At 29.1% G+C, this 17,623-nt stretch carries 24 protein-coding genes; 7 read left to right on the forward strand and 17 right to left on the reverse strand.

The genetic code is table 11. The features are described from left to right. Nucleotides 1-19: 19 nt before the first annotated feature. Nucleotides 20-400, forward strand: a complete 381-nt coding sequence (locus ACKTTC_RS04865) for a lipocalin-like domain-containing protein (RefSeq protein WP_408038679.1) — start codon at nt 20-22, stop codon at nt 398-400. Here ACKTTC_RS04865 and ACKTTC_RS04870 read toward each other — a convergent pair. Beyond that, a complete protein-coding gene (locus ACKTTC_RS04870) occupies nt 397-1,080 on the reverse strand; it encodes an SIR2 family NAD-dependent protein deacylase (RefSeq protein ID WP_408038680.1) in 684 nt (227 codons plus the stop codon). The genes ACKTTC_RS04865 and ACKTTC_RS04870 overlap by 4 nt on opposite strands. A 34-nt stretch (nt 1,081-1,114) precedes the next feature. On the opposite strand from ACKTTC_RS04870, the gene ACKTTC_RS04875 reads away from it, so the two are divergent. Continuing rightward, nucleotides 1,115-1,786: a TrmH family RNA methyltransferase gene (locus ACKTTC_RS04875; RefSeq protein WP_408038681.1), complete on the forward strand. Its 672-nt coding sequence runs from the start codon at nt 1,115-1,117 to the stop codon at nt 1,784-1,786. Between the two features lie 6 nt (nt 1,787-1,792). Here the strand turns inward: ACKTTC_RS04875 and ACKTTC_RS04880 are convergent, their stop codons facing one another. Continuing rightward, on the reverse strand, nt 1,793-2,752 hold the full coding sequence (locus ACKTTC_RS04880) for an alpha/beta fold hydrolase (RefSeq protein WP_408038682.1): 960 nt from the start codon (nt 2,750-2,752) through the stop codon (nt 1,793-1,795). Between the two features lie 106 nt (nt 2,753-2,858). Next, the gene (locus ACKTTC_RS04885) at nt 2,859-3,731 is read right to left on the reverse strand and encodes a YihY/virulence factor BrkB family protein (RefSeq protein WP_408038683.1); all 873 of its coding nucleotides are present in this window, start codon (nt 3,729-3,731) and stop codon (nt 2,859-2,861) included. A gap of 272 nt (nt 3,732-4,003) precedes the next feature. On the opposite strand from ACKTTC_RS04885, the gene ACKTTC_RS04890 reads away from it, so the two are divergent. The 5 genes from ACKTTC_RS04890 (at nt 4,004) to ACKTTC_RS04910 (ending at nt 7,375) form a co-directional block, all read left to right on the forward strand. After that, nucleotides 4,004-4,903, forward strand: coding sequence for a helix-turn-helix domain-containing protein (locus ACKTTC_RS04890; protein WP_408038684.1), 900 nt, complete (start codon nt 4,004-4,006; stop codon nt 4,901-4,903). Nucleotides 4,904-4,984: 81 nt separating this feature from the next. Then, a complete protein-coding gene (locus tag ACKTTC_RS04895) occupies nt 4,985-5,773 on the forward strand; it encodes an RBBP9/YdeN family alpha/beta hydrolase (RefSeq protein WP_408038685.1) in 789 nt (262 codons plus the stop codon). 105 nt (nt 5,774-5,878) lie between these two features. Next, nucleotides 5,879-6,466, forward strand: coding sequence for a Crp/Fnr family transcriptional regulator (locus ACKTTC_RS04900; RefSeq protein WP_408038686.1), 588 nt, complete (start codon nt 5,879-5,881; stop codon nt 6,464-6,466). Between the two features lie 98 nt (nt 6,467-6,564). After that, on the forward strand, nt 6,565-6,918 hold the full coding sequence (locus ACKTTC_RS04905; RefSeq protein WP_408038687.1) for a SnoaL-like domain-containing protein: 354 nt from the start codon (nt 6,565-6,567) through the stop codon (nt 6,916-6,918). A 13-nt stretch (nt 6,919-6,931) separates the two neighbouring features. Then, the gene (locus ACKTTC_RS04910; protein WP_408038688.1) at nt 6,932-7,375 is read left to right on the forward strand and encodes a DoxX family protein; all 444 of its coding nucleotides are present in this window, start codon (nt 6,932-6,934) and stop codon (nt 7,373-7,375) included. 78 nt (nt 7,376-7,453) lie between these two features. Here ACKTTC_RS04910 and ACKTTC_RS04915 read toward each other — a convergent pair whose 3' ends face one another. From ACKTTC_RS04915 to ACKTTC_RS04980, 14 genes are all read right to left on the reverse strand, one after another. After that, nucleotides 7,454-7,840, reverse strand: a complete 387-nt coding sequence (locus ACKTTC_RS04915; protein WP_408038689.1) for a DUF4345 family protein — start codon at nt 7,838-7,840, stop codon at nt 7,454-7,456. 113 nt (nt 7,841-7,953) lie between these two features. After that, nucleotides 7,954-8,904, reverse strand: coding sequence for an alpha/beta fold hydrolase (locus ACKTTC_RS04920; RefSeq protein WP_408038690.1), 951 nt, complete (start codon nt 8,902-8,904; stop codon nt 7,954-7,956). Between the two features lie 4 nt (nt 8,905-8,908). Then, nucleotides 8,909-9,319 (reverse strand): nuclear transport factor 2 family protein, encoded by a 411-nt coding sequence (locus ACKTTC_RS04925; protein WP_408038691.1) that lies wholly within the window; start codon nt 9,317-9,319, stop codon nt 8,909-8,911. Between the two features lie 52 nt (nt 9,320-9,371). Beyond that, nucleotides 9,372-9,935: a TetR/AcrR family transcriptional regulator gene (locus tag ACKTTC_RS04930; protein WP_408038692.1), complete on the reverse strand. Its 564-nt coding sequence runs from the start codon at nt 9,933-9,935 to the stop codon at nt 9,372-9,374. A gap of 253 nt (nt 9,936-10,188) precedes the next feature. Then, a complete protein-coding gene (locus tag ACKTTC_RS04935) occupies nt 10,189-10,977 on the reverse strand; it encodes a hypothetical protein (protein ID WP_408038693.1) in 789 nt (262 codons plus the stop codon). 51 nt (nt 10,978-11,028) lie between these two features. Further along, complete coding sequence (locus ACKTTC_RS04940) at nt 11,029-12,081, reverse strand: alpha/beta hydrolase family protein (protein WP_408038694.1); 1,053 nt, start codon at nt 12,079-12,081, stop codon at nt 11,029-11,031. A gap of 140 nt (nt 12,082-12,221) precedes the next feature. Next, complete coding sequence (locus ACKTTC_RS04945; protein WP_408038695.1) at nt 12,222-12,737, reverse strand: DUF7738 domain-containing protein; 516 nt, start codon at nt 12,735-12,737, stop codon at nt 12,222-12,224. Between the two features lie 57 nt (nt 12,738-12,794). Next, on the reverse strand, nt 12,795-13,352 hold the full coding sequence (locus tag ACKTTC_RS04950) for a nucleotidyltransferase family protein (RefSeq protein ID WP_408038696.1): 558 nt from the start codon (nt 13,350-13,352) through the stop codon (nt 12,795-12,797). Then, nucleotides 13,336-13,836 carry a GNAT family N-acetyltransferase gene (locus ACKTTC_RS04955; protein WP_408038697.1) on the reverse strand — a complete coding sequence of 167 codons (501 nt, stop codon included), beginning with the start codon at nt 13,834-13,836 and terminating at the stop codon, nt 13,336-13,338. The genes ACKTTC_RS04950 and ACKTTC_RS04955 overlap by 17 nt, the downstream gene beginning before the upstream one ends. Before the next feature lie 25 nt (nt 13,837-13,861). Beyond that, nucleotides 13,862-14,296 (reverse strand): GNAT family N-acetyltransferase, encoded by a 435-nt coding sequence (locus ACKTTC_RS04960; RefSeq protein WP_408038698.1) that lies wholly within the window; start codon nt 14,294-14,296, stop codon nt 13,862-13,864. 567 nt (nt 14,297-14,863) lie between these two features. After that, complete coding sequence (locus ACKTTC_RS04965; RefSeq protein WP_408038699.1) at nt 14,864-15,499, reverse strand: hypothetical protein; 636 nt, start codon at nt 15,497-15,499, stop codon at nt 14,864-14,866. A gap of 65 nt (nt 15,500-15,564) precedes the next feature. Then, nucleotides 15,565-16,008: a hypothetical protein gene (locus tag ACKTTC_RS04970; RefSeq protein ID WP_408038700.1), complete on the reverse strand. Its 444-nt coding sequence runs from the start codon at nt 16,006-16,008 to the stop codon at nt 15,565-15,567. A gap of 31 nt (nt 16,009-16,039) precedes the next feature. Beyond that, nucleotides 16,040-16,657 carry a zinc ribbon domain-containing protein gene (locus ACKTTC_RS04975; RefSeq protein ID WP_408038701.1) on the reverse strand — a complete coding sequence of 206 codons (618 nt, stop codon included), beginning with the start codon at nt 16,655-16,657 and terminating at the stop codon, nt 16,040-16,042. A 94-nt stretch (nt 16,658-16,751) separates the two neighbouring features. Beyond that, nucleotides 16,752-17,573, reverse strand: a complete 822-nt coding sequence (locus tag ACKTTC_RS04980; RefSeq protein WP_408038702.1) for a DUF695 domain-containing protein — start codon at nt 17,571-17,573, stop codon at nt 16,752-16,754. Nucleotides 17,574-17,623 lie beyond the last annotated feature (50 nt).

Raw genomic sequence — 17,623 nt, forward strand, 5'->3', positions numbered from 1 at the left:
CAAACTCAATCAGTATATAATGAAAAAAATAGTATTTGCATTTTTTTTAGGTTTATTGTCTTTCGCTGTTAAAGCGCAAGATGTTGAAGGAATTCTAACTTCTGGGAAATGGTACGTAGAATCAGTACAAGAGAAAGGAGAGGAGCCAGAATTATCATCTAACAAAGAAGATGAATGGTTGTTATTCACCAAAGATGGAAAGGTTGAGGAAAACCATTTTGGTGATTCAAAAACATCTTCTTGGAATTATGATAATGCCAAGAAGTTAATTAAGATTTCTGGAGATGGAACAATTTTCCACAGAATTATTGAGATCTCGGAAAATAAACTCATTATTGAGTTACTTGAAGATCTTAAGGGAGCAGATGACAATCTAATGATTACGTACGTAAAAAGCTAAAACAGCAATAAATTCAATAATTTGTCTGTCCCCAATGTAGCAACGTCTTTAATAATGGTTAAATTATTAAAGACGTTTTTATTTACAGAAGGTTTTGGATCTATAAAGTAAATAGGAGTTTCTGGGCGAACAAAGTTTACCAAACTTGCTGCCGGATATACTTGCATAGAAGTCCCAATGATCACTAAAACATCTGCTTGTTCTGTAATTGTTATGGCCTTTTCCAATAAAGGAACATCCTCACCAAACCAAACAATATGTGGTCTTAATTGAGCTTTATCCTCAGCTAAGTCCCCTAAAAGAATATCTTTTTTCCAAGGATACACGAGTGTTTCATTAAAAGTACTTCGTGCTTTTAATAATTCACCATGTAAATGAAGAATATTAGAACTATGTGCTCGTTCGTGTAAATCGTCTACATTTTGTGTAATAATATCTACATGGTACTGCTCTTCTAATTTTTTTAGATTAAAATGCGCTTTATTAGGTGTTACTTCTAATAATTGCCTACGACGTTGATTATAAAAGTCTAAAACTAATGAAGGATTATTTCTAAAACCTTGAGGAGAAGCAACCTCCATAATATCGTGACCTTCCCATAAACCATTCGCATCTCTAAATGTACTAATACCACTTTCGGCACTTATTCCAGCTCCTGTGAGCACAACAATTCTTTTCATTAGTCTAAAGTAATAATTTTTATAAGTTTGTCCTATGATAGCAGATGAATTATTAGCCTACTTAGAAGGATTTGTAACAGATAATAGAAAAGAAACCTTTAAACAGGTTTTAGCAAATAGAACAAGACATTTTACAGTTGTTTTAGAAAATGTTTTTCAACCTCATAATGCAAGTGCCGTAGTAAGAAGTTGTGATATTTTTGGAATTCAAGATGTACATACTGTTGAGAATAGCTATGTAAATAAAGTATCTAGAAAAATAGCAAAAGGAAGCCAGAAGTGGTTAGACTTTCACCGTTTTAAATCCGATAAGAATAATACGGAAGAATGTTTTAAAGCTTTAAAAGATAAAGGATATCAAGTAATTGCAACAACTCCTCATAATGATTCATGTTATTTATCAGATTTTGATATCACAAAGAAATCAGCTTTTGTATTTGGGGTAGAAAGAGAAGGGGTATCGGATTTTATGTTAGAAAATGCAGATGGTTATTTAAAGATACCAATGGTAGGGTTTACAGAGAGTTTAAATATCTCTGTAGCTGCAGCTATCATTTTACAAGATGTTACAAGTCGTTTGAGAAAATCAGATATTGCTTGGGAATTATCAGAAAAAGAACAAAAAGAAATTTATAGTCAGTGGATACAACAATCTATTAAGAATGTTGAGAAACTCAAAAAGGCTTATTTAGAAGAAAAAGAATAGTAATTACTATTCTTTTTCTTGTTTAGTTTGTAATGTTGAATTAAGAAAGTTATAGAGTATACTATTATACTCTTTAGGTCTATTTAAATAAGGAAAATGCCCTTTATCTTTAAAAGAAAAGACTGTTGCTTCTGGATATGTACTTTTTAATTTTTCTCTTAAAGTTACTGGAACAAGTGGATCGTTCTCAGATTCTATGATTAAAATTGGAATTGTTTTGTCAATGGTATTTCTCTGAACATCAAAATACTCTAGAACAATATCAAATCGTCCAATAAACTGATTTTTTGACATTAGACCAGAGTATTGTTCTATTAAATAAGCTTCTACAAGTTTAGAGTTTTCAGAAGCTGGAATTACTGTAGTAGTTACATTTTCTTTAAACTTAGACATGACAAGCCATTCAGGAAAAAAAGGAACTAGTTTTCTCAGCTTAGCATTTTTAGTTTTGAATATATCGTTAGGAGGAAAAGTATTTCCTAAAACAACTTTATATATCTTATTAGGATATGTACTCATAAAATATTGTGCAATATAACCACCCATAGAGCTTCCTATTACAGTTACTGTATCAATTTTTTCTTTATTTAAAATAGTAACAATGCCATTTGTAACTTCTGTAAGCGAATGAATTTCAGGTAAGGTAATACTAATGATATTGAAGTCTTTTTTTAAGTGTTCTATTTGTTGCCACCATATATCATAAGCACCACCCATTCCATGTAAAAACAATAAATATCGTTTTCCATTACCAATTGATAAATACTCCCAATCTATGCCTTCGATTTTTAATTTAGTTTTCGGATATTCCCGAAAATGCAATAGTGAAGCCTGAATTTCTGAATTATCATTGTAAAGCTCAGAAAACTCTTTCTTTTGAACTGGAATTATATATAACGTACTGATTACAATTAATAAAAGAAGAATTATGTATAACGAGATCTTTTTTAGCTTTACTTGCTTCATAGATTAGAAAGAATGGTTTGGTTGTTTTTAAAGTTACCAACTTTCTATTATAAAGACAAATTCTAATGACTTAATAGGATATAATAAAGGTTATCTCAATTTTAAATTAAGAGTCGTGTTTAATTTCGATATTTTCAATCTTAACAGCATTATTATTGGGGAGAATATCACATCCTGTTCTTATACTTAGTATTTGTACAAAAGAAGCTCCAAGAAAAATAATTTGAGAAATATAATATACCCAAAGCATAATTAAAGCAAGAACACTGGCAGAGCCAAATGTAGAGGTAATATGACTATGACTTATATACATTCCAATACCAATTTTACCAAAGCTATATAATACAGAAGTAAAAATACCTCCTAAAAGCGCAACTTTTGTGCGTACAATAGCATCACCTAAAAACTTAAACATAATCGTAAAAATGATACTTAATACGACTATAGAAGCAATATGTTCGTATATGAAAAGTGATTTATATGCATGATGAATTGTAGGTGCATATTTAGATAAAAAGCTACTAACTGTTGTACTAACTAATACGATAAAAAATAAAAGAATTAAAATAGCAAAAGAAGCCAAATGTTTAGTTACATACCTTAGAATACTACTTTTGGGTTTTGCCTTTATACTCCAAATACTATTAAAGGAATTATGAATTTGGCTAAACATACCAGAGGCACTTAAAGCTAAAGTTGCAAAACCAATAATGGCAGTAACAACGCTATTATGGTTTGTGTGTTGATTTTTAATAAAATCTTGAATTTGCATAGAAGCTTCTGCTCCAAGTGCTCCTTTTATTTGTGCATACATTTCACCAGATACAGCTTGCTTTCCAAAGAAAATACCAAGAATAGAAGAAATAATCATAATCATAGGTAAAAGAGAAAACACAGCGTAATAAGCAAGAGAAGCACCTTTTTGAAAGGTGTTACTATTAAAAAAATGGTTGAAAACCTCTTTAAGAAACTTAATCATGTAATGTATGTTTGAACGAATTCATACTGAAATATGGAGTTTGTAAGAACACCAATTTATAAAGTTTAAATGTACATTTTTTAACTCAGAATTTGTGGTTCTATTTTTGTAATAAATTCCGTGAAATTCCATCATTTTCATCTAACAAATGAGCTTCAATAAATAAGATACTTGTAATAATACTTTTCTCTGTAGAATATTGTATAATAGATTCTTTGTTCGATGTCTGTATTTAATACTAATTTTGTAATAATGAGTAAGATTATTCTAAGATGAAAAAACTATCTCCTTTATCGGCAAAAACTTTTAGGTCCTTAAACATTTCGGAGGAGTTACACGCTACTCATATTTATCAAGAAAATTACGAAGTATTTCATATCCATAGATTAGAAGAGGTAAAAGAGTACTTACAAACAAATGGAACTACACATAGAAAAAACATTCCAGATTTTATTTTGTTGACCAAAGGATCAGCAAAACGTTCTATTGGATTAGAAATGTATGATATCATTGCTCCTGCAATGTTAATTTTACCTGCGTATGCTATTGTATCAAATCATTATTTAAGCGAAGATGTAGAAGGGTATTATTGTCATTTTTCTACAGATTTTATAGCTAATAAACTAATGAATTCTTCAGCTTTTAGACACTTTTCATTTTTAGAATCTAATAATCAACCTTTATTAAAATTACCAGAAAAAAGCACAGCATTGTTTGTTCAGAGCTTAGAGCAAATCATTACAGATTACCAAAGTACACTTACGAATAAACATGAAATAATATTTCATGAATTAATGAGCTTTTTTTTTCGTATCCAAAACTTATGGGAAGTACAGCATTCAATCAATCAAACGTCAAAAAAAATAAGTTTTAAATATAAAAAGCTATTGGTTGAAAAGTTTCCAACTTTAAATACTGTTCAGGAGTTTGCAGATGAACTGAACGTGACACCTAATCATTTGAATAAAGTTATTAAAGAAGAAACAGGTATCTCGGCTTCAACTTTTATAAAAGATATGATAATACTGCAAGCAAAAGTATTATTAAAAGACAACGAAAAAGAATCAATTGCAGCTATTTCAGAATATTTAAAATTCTCAGAACCATCTCATTTTACTCGTTTCTTTAAGCAAAAAACTGGGAAAACACCTAGAGAATATAGAGATGCATAAAAATGGTTATTTATAGCATAAAATAGGTGCTATTAACTACGTAACCACTCGCTAATTTTGCTTCAAAAAGTAGTAAAACTTATGGAAGCAATAGTAAAATATGCATTATTTCTAGTAGTAATATTCAGCTTAATCTTAATTACAAGAAAAATAATGGAGCAATTTGCACCAAGCATTTCCAAAAATAAATACTTGAGCGTGTTTATATCTGCCAGTGTAATTGTTGCCATTATGCAGTTTATAATAATACCTAATTTCCAATCAGTAAAAAGTAAAAACGAAAATTTAAATCAAATGAAAACAGTAACATCAACAATTAAAAGAGTAATATTAGCGCATGCATGGCCTGCAGATGCACAAACAGCTTGGTATCCAGAGGTAAAAAAACAATTGGAAGAGAAGGGAATAGAAGTGATTATACCACCGTTACCAAATCCAGAAAATAGCTCAGCAGAAGACTGGATTAAGATCTTACAAGATACAGCAGATAAAAATTCAGAAAATACACTTTTAATAGGGCATAGTATAGGAGGAACAGCAGTATTAAGAATGTTAGAGCAAACAGATAAAAAGTTTGCAGGTCTTATTATGGTAAGTACAGCAGGGTTCGACTTAGGATATCCAGCTTTGAAAGACTTTTTTGAAGGAGAGTTTGATTATAACAAGATCAATTCAAATACATCATTTGTAACGACTTTTTACTCACCAAACGATGTTGTATTAGCACCAGATCCTGTAAAACATGCCTCTGTGTTTTTGAAAAATTTAAATGCAAAAACAATTATTCTTAATGAAAGAGGTCATTTTGCTCCTTTTGATAATTGTACTGATATACCAGAGTTATTACAGGAAATAACAAATAGAAGATAAACTATAAAGCGTATTTAAGTTTGTGATTATAATAGCGGCAATACTTAATGTAAAATAAATATATTTGAATTATCTAGGTATACGTAAAAAATAACTCAAAGACGATTGAACAATTATAAGCCACTTATAGATTATATTAATAAATATATTACGCTAACATCTGAAGAAATTAATCTTTTAGAAGAACATACTACATATAGGAAGTATCTAAAAGGACAATACATTGTACAACAAGGAGATGTTTGTCGCTATGAAAGTTTTATTGTGAAAGGTTGTTTAAAAACATTTTATATGGATAAAGATGGTCTTGAACATGTAGTATTATTTGGAATTGAAAACTGGTGGGCTGCCGATTTAGGAAGTTTCCTTACCCAAACACCAGCAGATTACAATGTACAATGCCTAGAACATACAGAAGTTATTCAATTTTCATTTGATTCTTTAGAATTGTTGTATCAAAAAATCCCAAAACTAGAACGATTTTTCAGACTAATTATTCAAAGAGCATTTGTTACTTCAGAGAAACGTATTATTAGAAACTTTAGCCTCTCTGCAAAAGAGAGATATATCGAGTTTAAAAACTTATATCCACAAATAGAACAAAGAGTCCCGCAGTATCTAATAGCTTCTTACTTAGGAATTACGAAAGAGTTTTTAAGTAAAGTACGAAGTGAAATCATTAAAGAACAATAATAAAAGTTAAGATAGATTAACTTTCTTTTTTAAGGTAGCTTATTTTTAAACAATAGTAAGTTGTAGAATTTTGTGTTATTAATTTTAATACAGAAATTATGACAAATTTATTAGAGAAAATTAGCGATCTGAATGATCTTATTCTTCAAGGAAAAATTCTAGATGCTTTTGAAAAGTATTATCATGAAGATATTACAATGCAAGAAAATGAGCATCCGCCAGTTGTAGGAAAAAAGCAAAATAGAGAGCGAGAGAAAGCATTTGTTGATGCTATTGTAGAATTTAGAAGTGCGAAACCATTAAAAGTAACTATTGGAGAAAATACAACAATGGTTGAATGGCATCTCGATTATTCTCATAAAGAATTAGGAGAACGAAACTATAACCAAGTTGCTGTGCAAGAATGGAAAGATGGTAAGATAGTTAATGAGAAGTTTTATTATAATAATTAAAAATAAGTGAATTATGAAGGATAAATTATTTAAAACAGATGATTCATTTATTGGATTTATTTTAAGAATTACGTTAGGACTTGTTGTATTTCCTCATGGAGCACAAAAATTGTTTGGATGGTTTGGTGGATATGGTTTTACAGGAACCATGAATTATTTTACAGAAACAGTTGGTTTGCCATGGATCATAGCTTTTTTAGTAATTATTTTAGAATCTATAGGAGCTATAGCTTTATTAGTAGGGTTTGCAACAAGATTGGTAGCACTAGGCTTTATTTTATTGGCGTTAGGAATTGTATTTACAGCTCATTTAGAACATGGTTTTTTTATGAATTGGTTTGGAAACCAGTCAGGTGAAGGATATGAATACTTTATTTTATGGATTGGGATAGCACTTACTTTAGTTTTTAGTGGTGGAGGACTGTATTCAATTGATCGTAAAATAAGTTTGAAGTAGCACAAAGTAAAATAGCACCTAAAAAGTAAGTTTTAAAAAGTTAACTTTTTAGGTGCTACTAGTATAAATTGACTGTTATTAAGTTAATACATAAATTAAACAGAAAAGGTTTGCTATTCCAAATAGAAGTTCAAATCTAAGGCCTTGAATAATTTGTTTGTTTGGTTTACCATCTACCTGAATACTTGTTAATCTACCAATAAGAAACCCGATAAAAACGATACTAGCAATAGCAAATGAAATTACTGTTAATTTAGTAACAAATATTCCAACTATAATACAGATACTGCTTAATAACTGAACAGCACTAACGCCTCTAATTTCATTCAATAAATTTACATCCTTATCAAGCTTAATTCCTGAATTTTTTAAGTAAGTACCTACTGGATTACTTAATCGCATGATTCCAACAAATAATAATAAAAGTCCTGATAATAAAAGTGTAATGGTTTTGATAATCTCCATTTGTATTGTTTTTTATGTTTCTTGGTGCGAAAATATAATTGAGTAGTGTCAAAGGTGTGTCAGAGGTGTTTTTGAGTTTTTTAATAGGTAAGTATATACTTCCCATTTACGTATTATGACTGTATATTTTTCATAAAAGATCTTATTTTCTCAATGATTTCATTTCCGTCTTCCTCTAAAGCAAAATGTCCAGTATTAAAGATATTGTAATCTATTTCTTGTACATCTTTTTTAAATGCTTCAGCACCACTTTCAGGAAAGAAAGCATCATTTTTACCCCAAACAATTAGCATTGGAGGTTGTTGGTCTCTTAAATACTGTTGCCATTTAGGATATAGTTTCACGTTGTTTTGATAATCATAAAACAGATTAATATGCATTTCATGTGCACCAGGTCTTGAAATTTTAAGAAAATCTAAATTCCAAGTGTCTGGATTTACATTTTCTGGGTTACGAGTACCATGTGTATATTGCCATTCTAAACCACTTAAAGTAAATGTATCATATAAAGGTTTTTCAGTGGCATCATTTCTATTAGCCCAAAATTCTTTTATTCCTTTCCAAGCTGCACCTAAACCTTCTTCGTAAGCATTTCCGTTCTGATTAATGATTGCTGTAATTCTTTCTGGATGTGCTGTAGCAATTCTAAATCCAATAGGAGCACCATAATCTTGAATCATAATAGCATAAGAGTTAATCTCTTTTAATTCAAGAAATGTATTGATTGTTTTAGCGATGTTATCAAAAGTATATGAATACTCTTTAGCAGAAGGAAACTCACTATTACCAAACCCAGGATAATCTGGAGCAATTAGATGAAAATCATTAGCTAGTTGGTTGAGTACTTTTCTATATTGGTGTGAAGAACTAGGAAAACCATGTAAAAGTACTATAGTAGGTTTACTTATATTACCAGCTTCTCGGTAAGCAATAGTTACACCATCTACATTTATTTTTTTGTATTGAATTTGATTCATTTTTGAAGTGTTTTTAATTTTTTTATGTTGTTGTGCACCAATGTACACTAAAGTGAGTAGGAGATAGGCAGTTATTAATTTTCTCATGTTTTTATAGTTTTCTTTCAGATGCTTTTATGGCTACATCATTAATGCTAGCAAAGCGTTTCTGCATTAATCCATTTTCATCAAACTCCCAATTTTCATTTCCATAGGCTCTAAACCATTGCCCGTTTTCAGTACGATATTCATATTCAAATCGTACGGCAATTCGATTTTCTTGAAATGCCCAAAGCTCTTTTTTGAGTTTGTAGTCCAGTTCTTTCTTCCATTTATCAGAAAGAAAAGCCTGTACTTCTTTTCTACCATTAATAAATTGATCACGATTACGCCATTCAGTGTCTATTGTATAGGCTTTAGATACTTTTATCGGATCTTTGGAGTTCCATGCATCTTCTGCTAATTGTACTTTTTGTTGTGCTGTTTCCTTTGTAAAAGGAGGTAAAGGTTGTTTTATTTCCATAATGTTTATATTTAATTACCGAACGTTTGGTAAAATTATTAAGTAAAATTTTTTATGTTTTTAAATATTGATCTCCAATTTTTTGTAATGTTTCTTTAAATATATCAATATTGTTTATCCCTTTAGATACAACTAAACTTCCTTGCACTTCAATTAAAGTTTGTAGGGCATAAGTTGAAGCTATTTCTTCAGATAAACCTAATGCAATTCCTACTTTTTTAAAGTTTGCAATCCATTCATCCATACCGTTTTTAACTTGTTTTTCAAATAGTTCAAGACTACTTTCCATAGAGAAAGCTCTGAAAATACATGTTTTCTTACCACCATCATACAATGCACTAATCTGATTTAAAGCATTTTTTAATCGCTTATTAGGAGGAACAGTTACATCATTTAAGGCTTCAAATATATGCTCAATTACCCATGTATTTATATATTCAAAAACAGCTTCTGCCATTTCTTTTTTTCCATTTGGAAACCGATGATATAAACTAGCTTTTTTAAGTCCTGTAGCATCAGATAAATCTTTTAAACTAGCACCTTCATATCCTTTAGAACGGAATACTTTTGTTAAGCCTGCTAAAATTTCGTTATCTAATACTTTTTGTGGTCTCATGGTACAAAGATACAAAAATTATTAAATACCGAACGATTGGTAAAAAATAGTTGAGACTATTTACAAGAATCAGAAACTGTAAGAAAAAAACTTTTATTATCAGTTGATTTTAAATTTTGGATATCTAGGCTTTTACAAATAGCTTTTTTGTTTTTATATAACTCTTCAAATAGTAGAAGTCTAATTGTTTTGAAACCAAAGAATTTATGTTTTTATATTTAAACATAATGATCTTGCCTTTAAATTTAATATACTAATGTTCTGAAGAGTACTGTTTTCCTGTATGAGTAGGGTTTTTTAAATCAATCCAAAAAATATCTATAGGTTCTTCTGCTTCCATTTGCCCATTTTTATTAATATCTTTTTTGGCAAAGACATACATGAAATCGTTAGCTGAGTCATATTCAGAATTCATTACAGAATAATTGATAGGGACTAAGTTTTTTTGAAGCTTACTATCAATATTAAAAAGATAAAACCTTCTTAAATCTTTAACATTAATAAAGCCATCTTTATTAGTATCTTCATCGTAAACAGAAACCATATAAAAGTTTCTATGTACAGATTTATAATTTAAGGTGTCTTTAGAAAAAGCTGGATAATACAATGTTTTTATTAGAACAGGTTTTTTAAATAATTTATTTTCAGATTGATTGGTGTTGTTGTAGTGTGATACATTCACAAAATTATAACCATAAACAGCTTCAAAACCAGGTATATAATTGTGGTTCCAATTATTCCCTTTCTGATAAGAATCTGTCCAAGTTGTATGAAAGTTATTTGAACCTGTATAAGGTCGATTGGTTTGTTTATCGTAGTTGACTTTATAAATTGGAGTTAATCTATGTTCTTTATTATACGTAAGTAAAACGTTTCTTGGACGTGTTTCTAGTTGTAATGAATCTATTTGAAGTCCAACAACTTTTTTACCATCTTTATTTTCCGTTATTTCATTTACTTGGAATCCTTTTTTGTCAATTTTATGTTGAGAACAACTACTTATGCATAGACCAATAACAGTAATTATAAATATCTTATTCATATAATTTTTTATTGTAATTGTTTGTAAATTACAAATAAGATTTTAATTAAATTAATTATCGCTATGGTTTAAATACTGTTCAAAAAAATCAATAGCTAGTGCTGTTACTTCGTCATGAATTTGTTTTCGGTCAACTCCTTCTTTATCAATAGTGATTTGCGGTGCTACTTTTTTTCCAAATTCGGTAGGTTCATTCAAGAAAATATAATGATCTACATCTTCACCCAATAGGTGTAATTCTGAAGTTGGAATTAACTTATGGTAGTTTAAAGCATTTTGTTGTATAGGTGTATTTGTATCACCTTTTCCTGCAACTATAAAAACAGGAGCCTCTATGGTTTTCGTTTGTTCTTTAGAATGAAAACCAAAACCAATAGCAGGAGCCATAACAAAGAATGCTTTCATTCGATCGTCTTTTACGAGATCTTTATATTTTAAATAAGAAGAAACAATTAAACTATCATTTTCAAAGTCAATAACTTCATCTGTTTTTGGAAACTCAGGTGGCATTTCTCTATGTTCAGGAGATTCATTTTCTCTAATAGTTCTATCTACATAACCACCAGCCAAAGCAATGTTGGTATAACCGCCTAATGAAAAGCCAACTCCTCCAATTTTTGAAGTATCTATTTTTGTGGCAAATTTTTGGTCATTTAACATATTGGTTAAAACAAACTGTACATCAATAGCTCTTTCCCACCATTTTACAAATTCTCTTGGAAGCTTATGAAAGGTAGAGTTTCCATAATGATCTAAAGAAACAACAATGTACCCTTTCTGAACCATTTTTTCAATAAACCATGTCAATGAAAAACGATTACCTCCAGTTCCATGAGATACAATTAATAATGGAAATTTTTTATTTGGAATGGATGCATTTGGAATGGTAGAAATGGTTTTAAAAAGTTCTTTTTTATTAGCTTTTGATGTGTTTTGTGTCGTTTTATCTAACGTAGGATACCAAATTTCAGTTAATAAAGGACGGTTTCTTGTAATATCTGTAAATGTTACAGATTGTTGACCTATTTGATAATGTTGTGTTTCTTTTTTAGAGCAAGAAATGCATGTAATTATTGTAATTAGGGCAATAAGTTTACTTTTCATGGATTCATTTTTCATGTTTGCCTAAAGACATGTAAAAAAAAGAATTGTTACAGTTTTAAAAGGAGAGCAAAAACAAAAATTCCAACTATCGTTTTAGATAATTGGAATTTGATATAGGTTATTTCTTTAAATATGAAACTCTATTGTTTAAATTCTACTCCTATTTGAGTTAGTTTTTGATCTTTAAATCCAACAATAATAGCATTATTTCCTTGTTTAGGATCTGACATGCACATACCTGGTATAAAACAATGTATTTTATATGATTTTACTTCAGATAATCGAGACTCTTTAGCATCTTTATTAAATAAGACATTATCTATTTTAAAAGTTCCTTTGAATTGAGTCTTAGGAAAGGTCTTATCACCATCCCAATTAAAATTAGCACCAATAAACGATAGATGGTTATTTACAAAGTGTACTGCAATTCCAAGTTTTGGATAATGATAGTTTACTTTACCAGTTGCATACTCTTTATAAATTACAGGTGTTCCTAAGATAGATGTAACGGTTTCTAAACTAGTTTCTTTATTAACTTTTTGCTTATTCAAAAATACTTCTTTGTCTGGTGAGTAGACAATTGAGATATCCTTTTGAGCAAAGCTAAAATGTAATGCGCAGAAAGTAATTAAAAATAAAATAAAGCTTTTTTTCATGTTGGTAAGTTGTAATGATTTTCAATTTTTTCGTAAATGTAGCAAAAATGCTACAGTTTATAAAGATGAGGTATGAAGAATCAATTTTGGCCAGATTTTAATCCATTGTTTTTCTTGTATTCTATGTTGGAAAGTTCTAATATCAACATTTGGGGTCGGAACTAATCGTAGATTAAATAAGTCTTCTAAACCATAAGGAGCAATATATTCAATTACATTATTAACAGTTAATCTTATAGCAATTGCAGTTGCTGTTTCTGGCCAAAATGAAATTGCTTCATTCGTATTTGTATATGGTGAATGGCCATTTTTTAAATGCATTCTAGCTTGGTTTTTTACAGACCAATTCAAATTTGATGTTGTCTTTTTTAATTGATATTCTATTGCTAATTCGGCAGCTTTATTTGTTTCAGACGAGTCAAAATAAATAACATCAATATCATTAAGTACTGTTCGGTTTTTGTTATGTAATTTATCCCAAACTTTATTTCTTATAAAACCAGCACCAATCCAAGAATCATTTAAATCCAATTCTCTAATAATTTTTAAAATATGCATCATCCACGCATCATTTTCAATAATTTGGATGAGTTGATTTTCAAAGTGCTTTTTCATATAAATTATTAAGAGATAGCGGCATTTCTTTGACACCTACTTTTTGAAATCCAAGTTTTTCATAATATTTACAAAGTTTGGTGTTAGTAGCCACTGCATCTAACCTAATGTATTTACAGGCATCTTTTTTAGCATTATTTTCTATTTCTTGAATAATTTTTGCACCAATTCCTTTACCGTTATAGGCACCTTTTACTACTAAAGAATGAATGTATTTTGCCTTTTCTGTTTGTATTCCCCAATACAGTTCATCTTCATTCATAATTCGTACCATACCAATATTTTCCTGTACTGTATTATTAATAAAGAAGAATTCCTTTTTTTGAATTCCTTCTACTACCCATTGAATTTTTTCTGTAGGTGGGTTTTTCCAGTATTGCCAGTGATCTACATTTTTTAAAGCTATTTTCTCTGCTGCTTCTTTAAATAACTCAAGTACTTGGTTTAGATCTTTAGTTTCTATTTGTTTGAATATGATATTCATTTAGTTCATGGCTTTATTTTGTTAACTAGGTTAGTTTTTTAGATAGGTAGATACGTTTATGTCCTTTAGGAAAGTTCTCTATTTCACCAATTACAGTATAACCATTCTTTAGATAAAATCCTTCTGCTTGAAAATCAAATGTATCGAGCATAGCAATTTCAGCGCCTTTTTCTTTGGCTATATTTTCTACGTGTTGTAACAGTTTAGAGCCAATTCCTTGATTCCGATAATTCTCTGCTACCCATAAGATTTTTATTTCTAATCCGTTCCAGTAACCAATACCGCTTAAAAGTCCTCCGATTTCTTCTCCATTAGTATTTTTAATGACAAATTCTAAAGGAGTCCAAATATCAGATAGGGGAGGAACTTTACTCAAATTGTAGGAATTGATTCCGTCTACAATCTTCTTAATGTGTTCTTTTTTACAAGGTTCTATTATAAATTCAGGAGTACTATTCATCTAGGTATTTAGAAAATATTTATTAGATATTATTTCAAAAATAAAATATTTTATGGGGTATACGTATATAAAAAACCTCTGTAAAATGAATTACAGAGGAATTTACATTAGGGATTATCGGGATTATATAGCACTAAACTACTATTACTATACTATCTGATATTTTTATGATTAATTACAACAATGTTCTTGAAAAGTACTTAACTGTGTTTCGTTAAAGTAAGATGTGTGAAAATGATAATGAAGTAATAATTAAAGCTTACATCATCATGATTTTATTTGGAGGTAGGTATTTTGTCATTAGTATTTAAATTTTTTCGGGGGTATTTTTGATTTTTAAATCGGATGCAATATTATGACTAATAACTGTAGTATAACATATACTTGTAGTAGCAAAACATGTTTTTGAGACTAATTTAATTTGTTTTAGTATTGGTGTTTTTGGTTTTAACTAATTGTTTTTTAGTGTTTTGTTTGGTTTTTAGTGTTTTTTGTAGAATTTTTAATGTGTAGTGTTTTTGTAGTGTTTATAGGAATGAAATCCATAGTTTGAAAACAAAAAAGAGGCTACTTATTACTCCTTAATTCATTTGTTAGCGCCTTAATTTCATTAATTAATTTCTTATTAGGTCTTGCTATGGCGCCTTTTTTAGTATCGTAAGCTAAGTTTATTAGAGAATAACCAATTTTCTCTAATCGTTTCATTTTACTTTTAGGCCTGGGAGACCATATCATGCCTGTTTTTAATCTTGAGTCGTATACAGTAAAATAATAATTTGTTCCATCGTTTCCCCATATTTCAACTTCAGGATATTTTCTGTTGTTGATAGCAATTAGAAAGAGTTCTTTATAAAGTTTTGCTAGTTTTTTTGGAATCTCTACTTTCTTTTTAATCACATTAATTTTTTCCGGATCTTCTTCTGTATACCAAATACTTTGTTCCATTTTATGATGCACAATAAAGTATTTATCATCTGATTTCTCAATAGCTACAACTTGCTCTACAGAAAACGAAGGAATTATTACAAAACGAACTTCAGGACGATATGACATTCCTTTAAAGAGTATTTTTCTCACAGTTGTATAATACTGATAGGATAAATCGTCAAATACACTTTCAACAGGCTCCAAATGATCGTTTTGAGCATTAATATTAGAAAGACAACATAAAATTGTAAGTATTATTAGTAATTTACTTTTCATATTATAGGAGGGTTACTTTATCAATAGAAACATTTTTTATTACTATAAAAAACTTTTGATTCAGGTTATTTACTAATTATTTGTTTAATAATATAGGAAATTAAAAGTCCTATTGTAAATGTTGTTAGAATTGTACAAACAACAAAAGCAATAATTGGAGGAATAAGCATTAGAAATACTTCTTCCTCTACTGTTATTCCAACAATAATGCAAAAGCAGAACCAAATAATTAAGTTAATACTTACTGAATACTTAAAAGAAGTTAATAATAATGATTGACCATTTTTAATATTCTTATAAGCTAATTTTGCACCAAGCCATAGTGCAATTATGAATGCAATTAAAAGTCCAATCGTTGAAAAGCCATAGCTACTTATAATTGCGATTGTCATAAGTCCTTCGCCAAATAAAAAGCTAGGAACAAAAATTGTCGCTAATACAGCTAAAATTCCAATTGGAATTCCAATAAGATAGGAGGTAAGAATACTTAATTTTAGTTCTTTTTCCATTTGTTTTTCAATTTTCTAATTGAAAATAATTTTATGTTATTTCTATTGTTTGTAAATCTGAAAGTATTTTATGAATTACCTTTTTACTTTTATTCCAATCATAAATCTGACCTTTGATTATACTTTGAACTTTAGCAGTTATAAAATCTTCATTTTGCTCTAGTTCAATAACAATATTTCCACCCCAAGTCCAGAAATCTGATTCAATTGTACCAACGAGTATTACTCCATTTTCAGCTTGATGAAATTCTTCTATTTTGTGTTTGTTTTTGGTTAATATACAAATTGACTTAACAAATGCTTCTTGAATAGAATTTTGAAGCTGGATTTCTTTTGATTTACCTGTTTTTAAGCCTAATTTTTTACTAATTGGAACAATAACTTCTGTTAATACACCAAGTGGCACTCCAGAAAAAGCTCCAACAACCAAATCAAGTTTACCAATAAACTCATCAGCTGTTAATTGTTTTTTGGATTCGTTTGAATACTTTTTAACTATACCTAAAACATCTGGATGATTAACTATTTTCTGATAGTCTGACTCTTTTCTCCATGATTGAATAATTTTTGAGTCTGAAGATAAAACCTTAGTACCACATTGCGCACAGAATGCTTCATTTGCCTTTTCCCCACAGTTATGACAAAACATATTCGTTTTCGTTTTTTGTTAATTAATAATAACACAATAATTTATGAATGGTTGTGCTACTTTTCTATTCCTATTTTAATTATAATAGAGAATTTTATTCTTTTTCTACAGATGTTTCCCATCCATCATATTCGCCACTATATTTTTTTGCTAAAGTTCTTAAACCTTTAGTTATTGGATAAATGGAATTAATATCTACATTATCAATTCTCCATACCTGTAATCCGTAGGTTAAATTTCTTTTGTTATCGATTGTTGTGTCCTGAATTGTAAAATTAGATTTTATTAATTCTTCCTTACATTCTTTTAATTTAGATTTATCAGAGAAATAAAGCCAATGATCAACTCTTCTAGCTTTCGTAAGATTGTCACCTGCTTCTTGTAAATTTCTTAAAACAGATAAATCAGCCATATAATTTTTAATCTCTTCATTAGGGTATAAAAAATCTAAATAGTATTTCCATTTTTTATCTTCCTTTATGTTTAAATAGAATTTGTATTTTGGATAGTTATCTTTATAAAATTGTTCAATTTTTGAAGCGACATTTTTAGGTGTTTTAATGTAAAAATATTCCAATCTTTCTTTATCATGTGTAAAAGAACCAACTGAAATAGATTCCGTTTCTTTTTTAATTATTTCAGTTACAGCATCTGCTGCTTTATATAATAATTTTAAGGTTTCTTTTTCTGGAAAACCATCATTTCTAGAAGTTTTATAAGTAATTCCTGTAACCAAAACGTAATTAAAACTTTTGATTGGAGCTAAATCATATAAATCCATTCTTAAAGTGGTTGATCCAGGTTTATCGTTTTCATAACTAGCTATATATGTATCCCAGCTTTCATTAAGGTTTTGAGCCGTTGTTAAGCTAGAAACGAATAAAATGACTAATAGAAACTTGAATGAATTTTTCATTTTCTTTTTCAGTTATTACCTAATTGTCTGCTACAGAATCAGGTATTTGT

Origin of the sequence: Tenacibaculum amylolyticum (assembly GCF_964511145.1) — a bacterium.
Lineage (GTDB): Bacteria > Bacteroidota > Bacteroidia > Flavobacteriales > Flavobacteriaceae > Polaribacter > Polaribacter amylolyticum.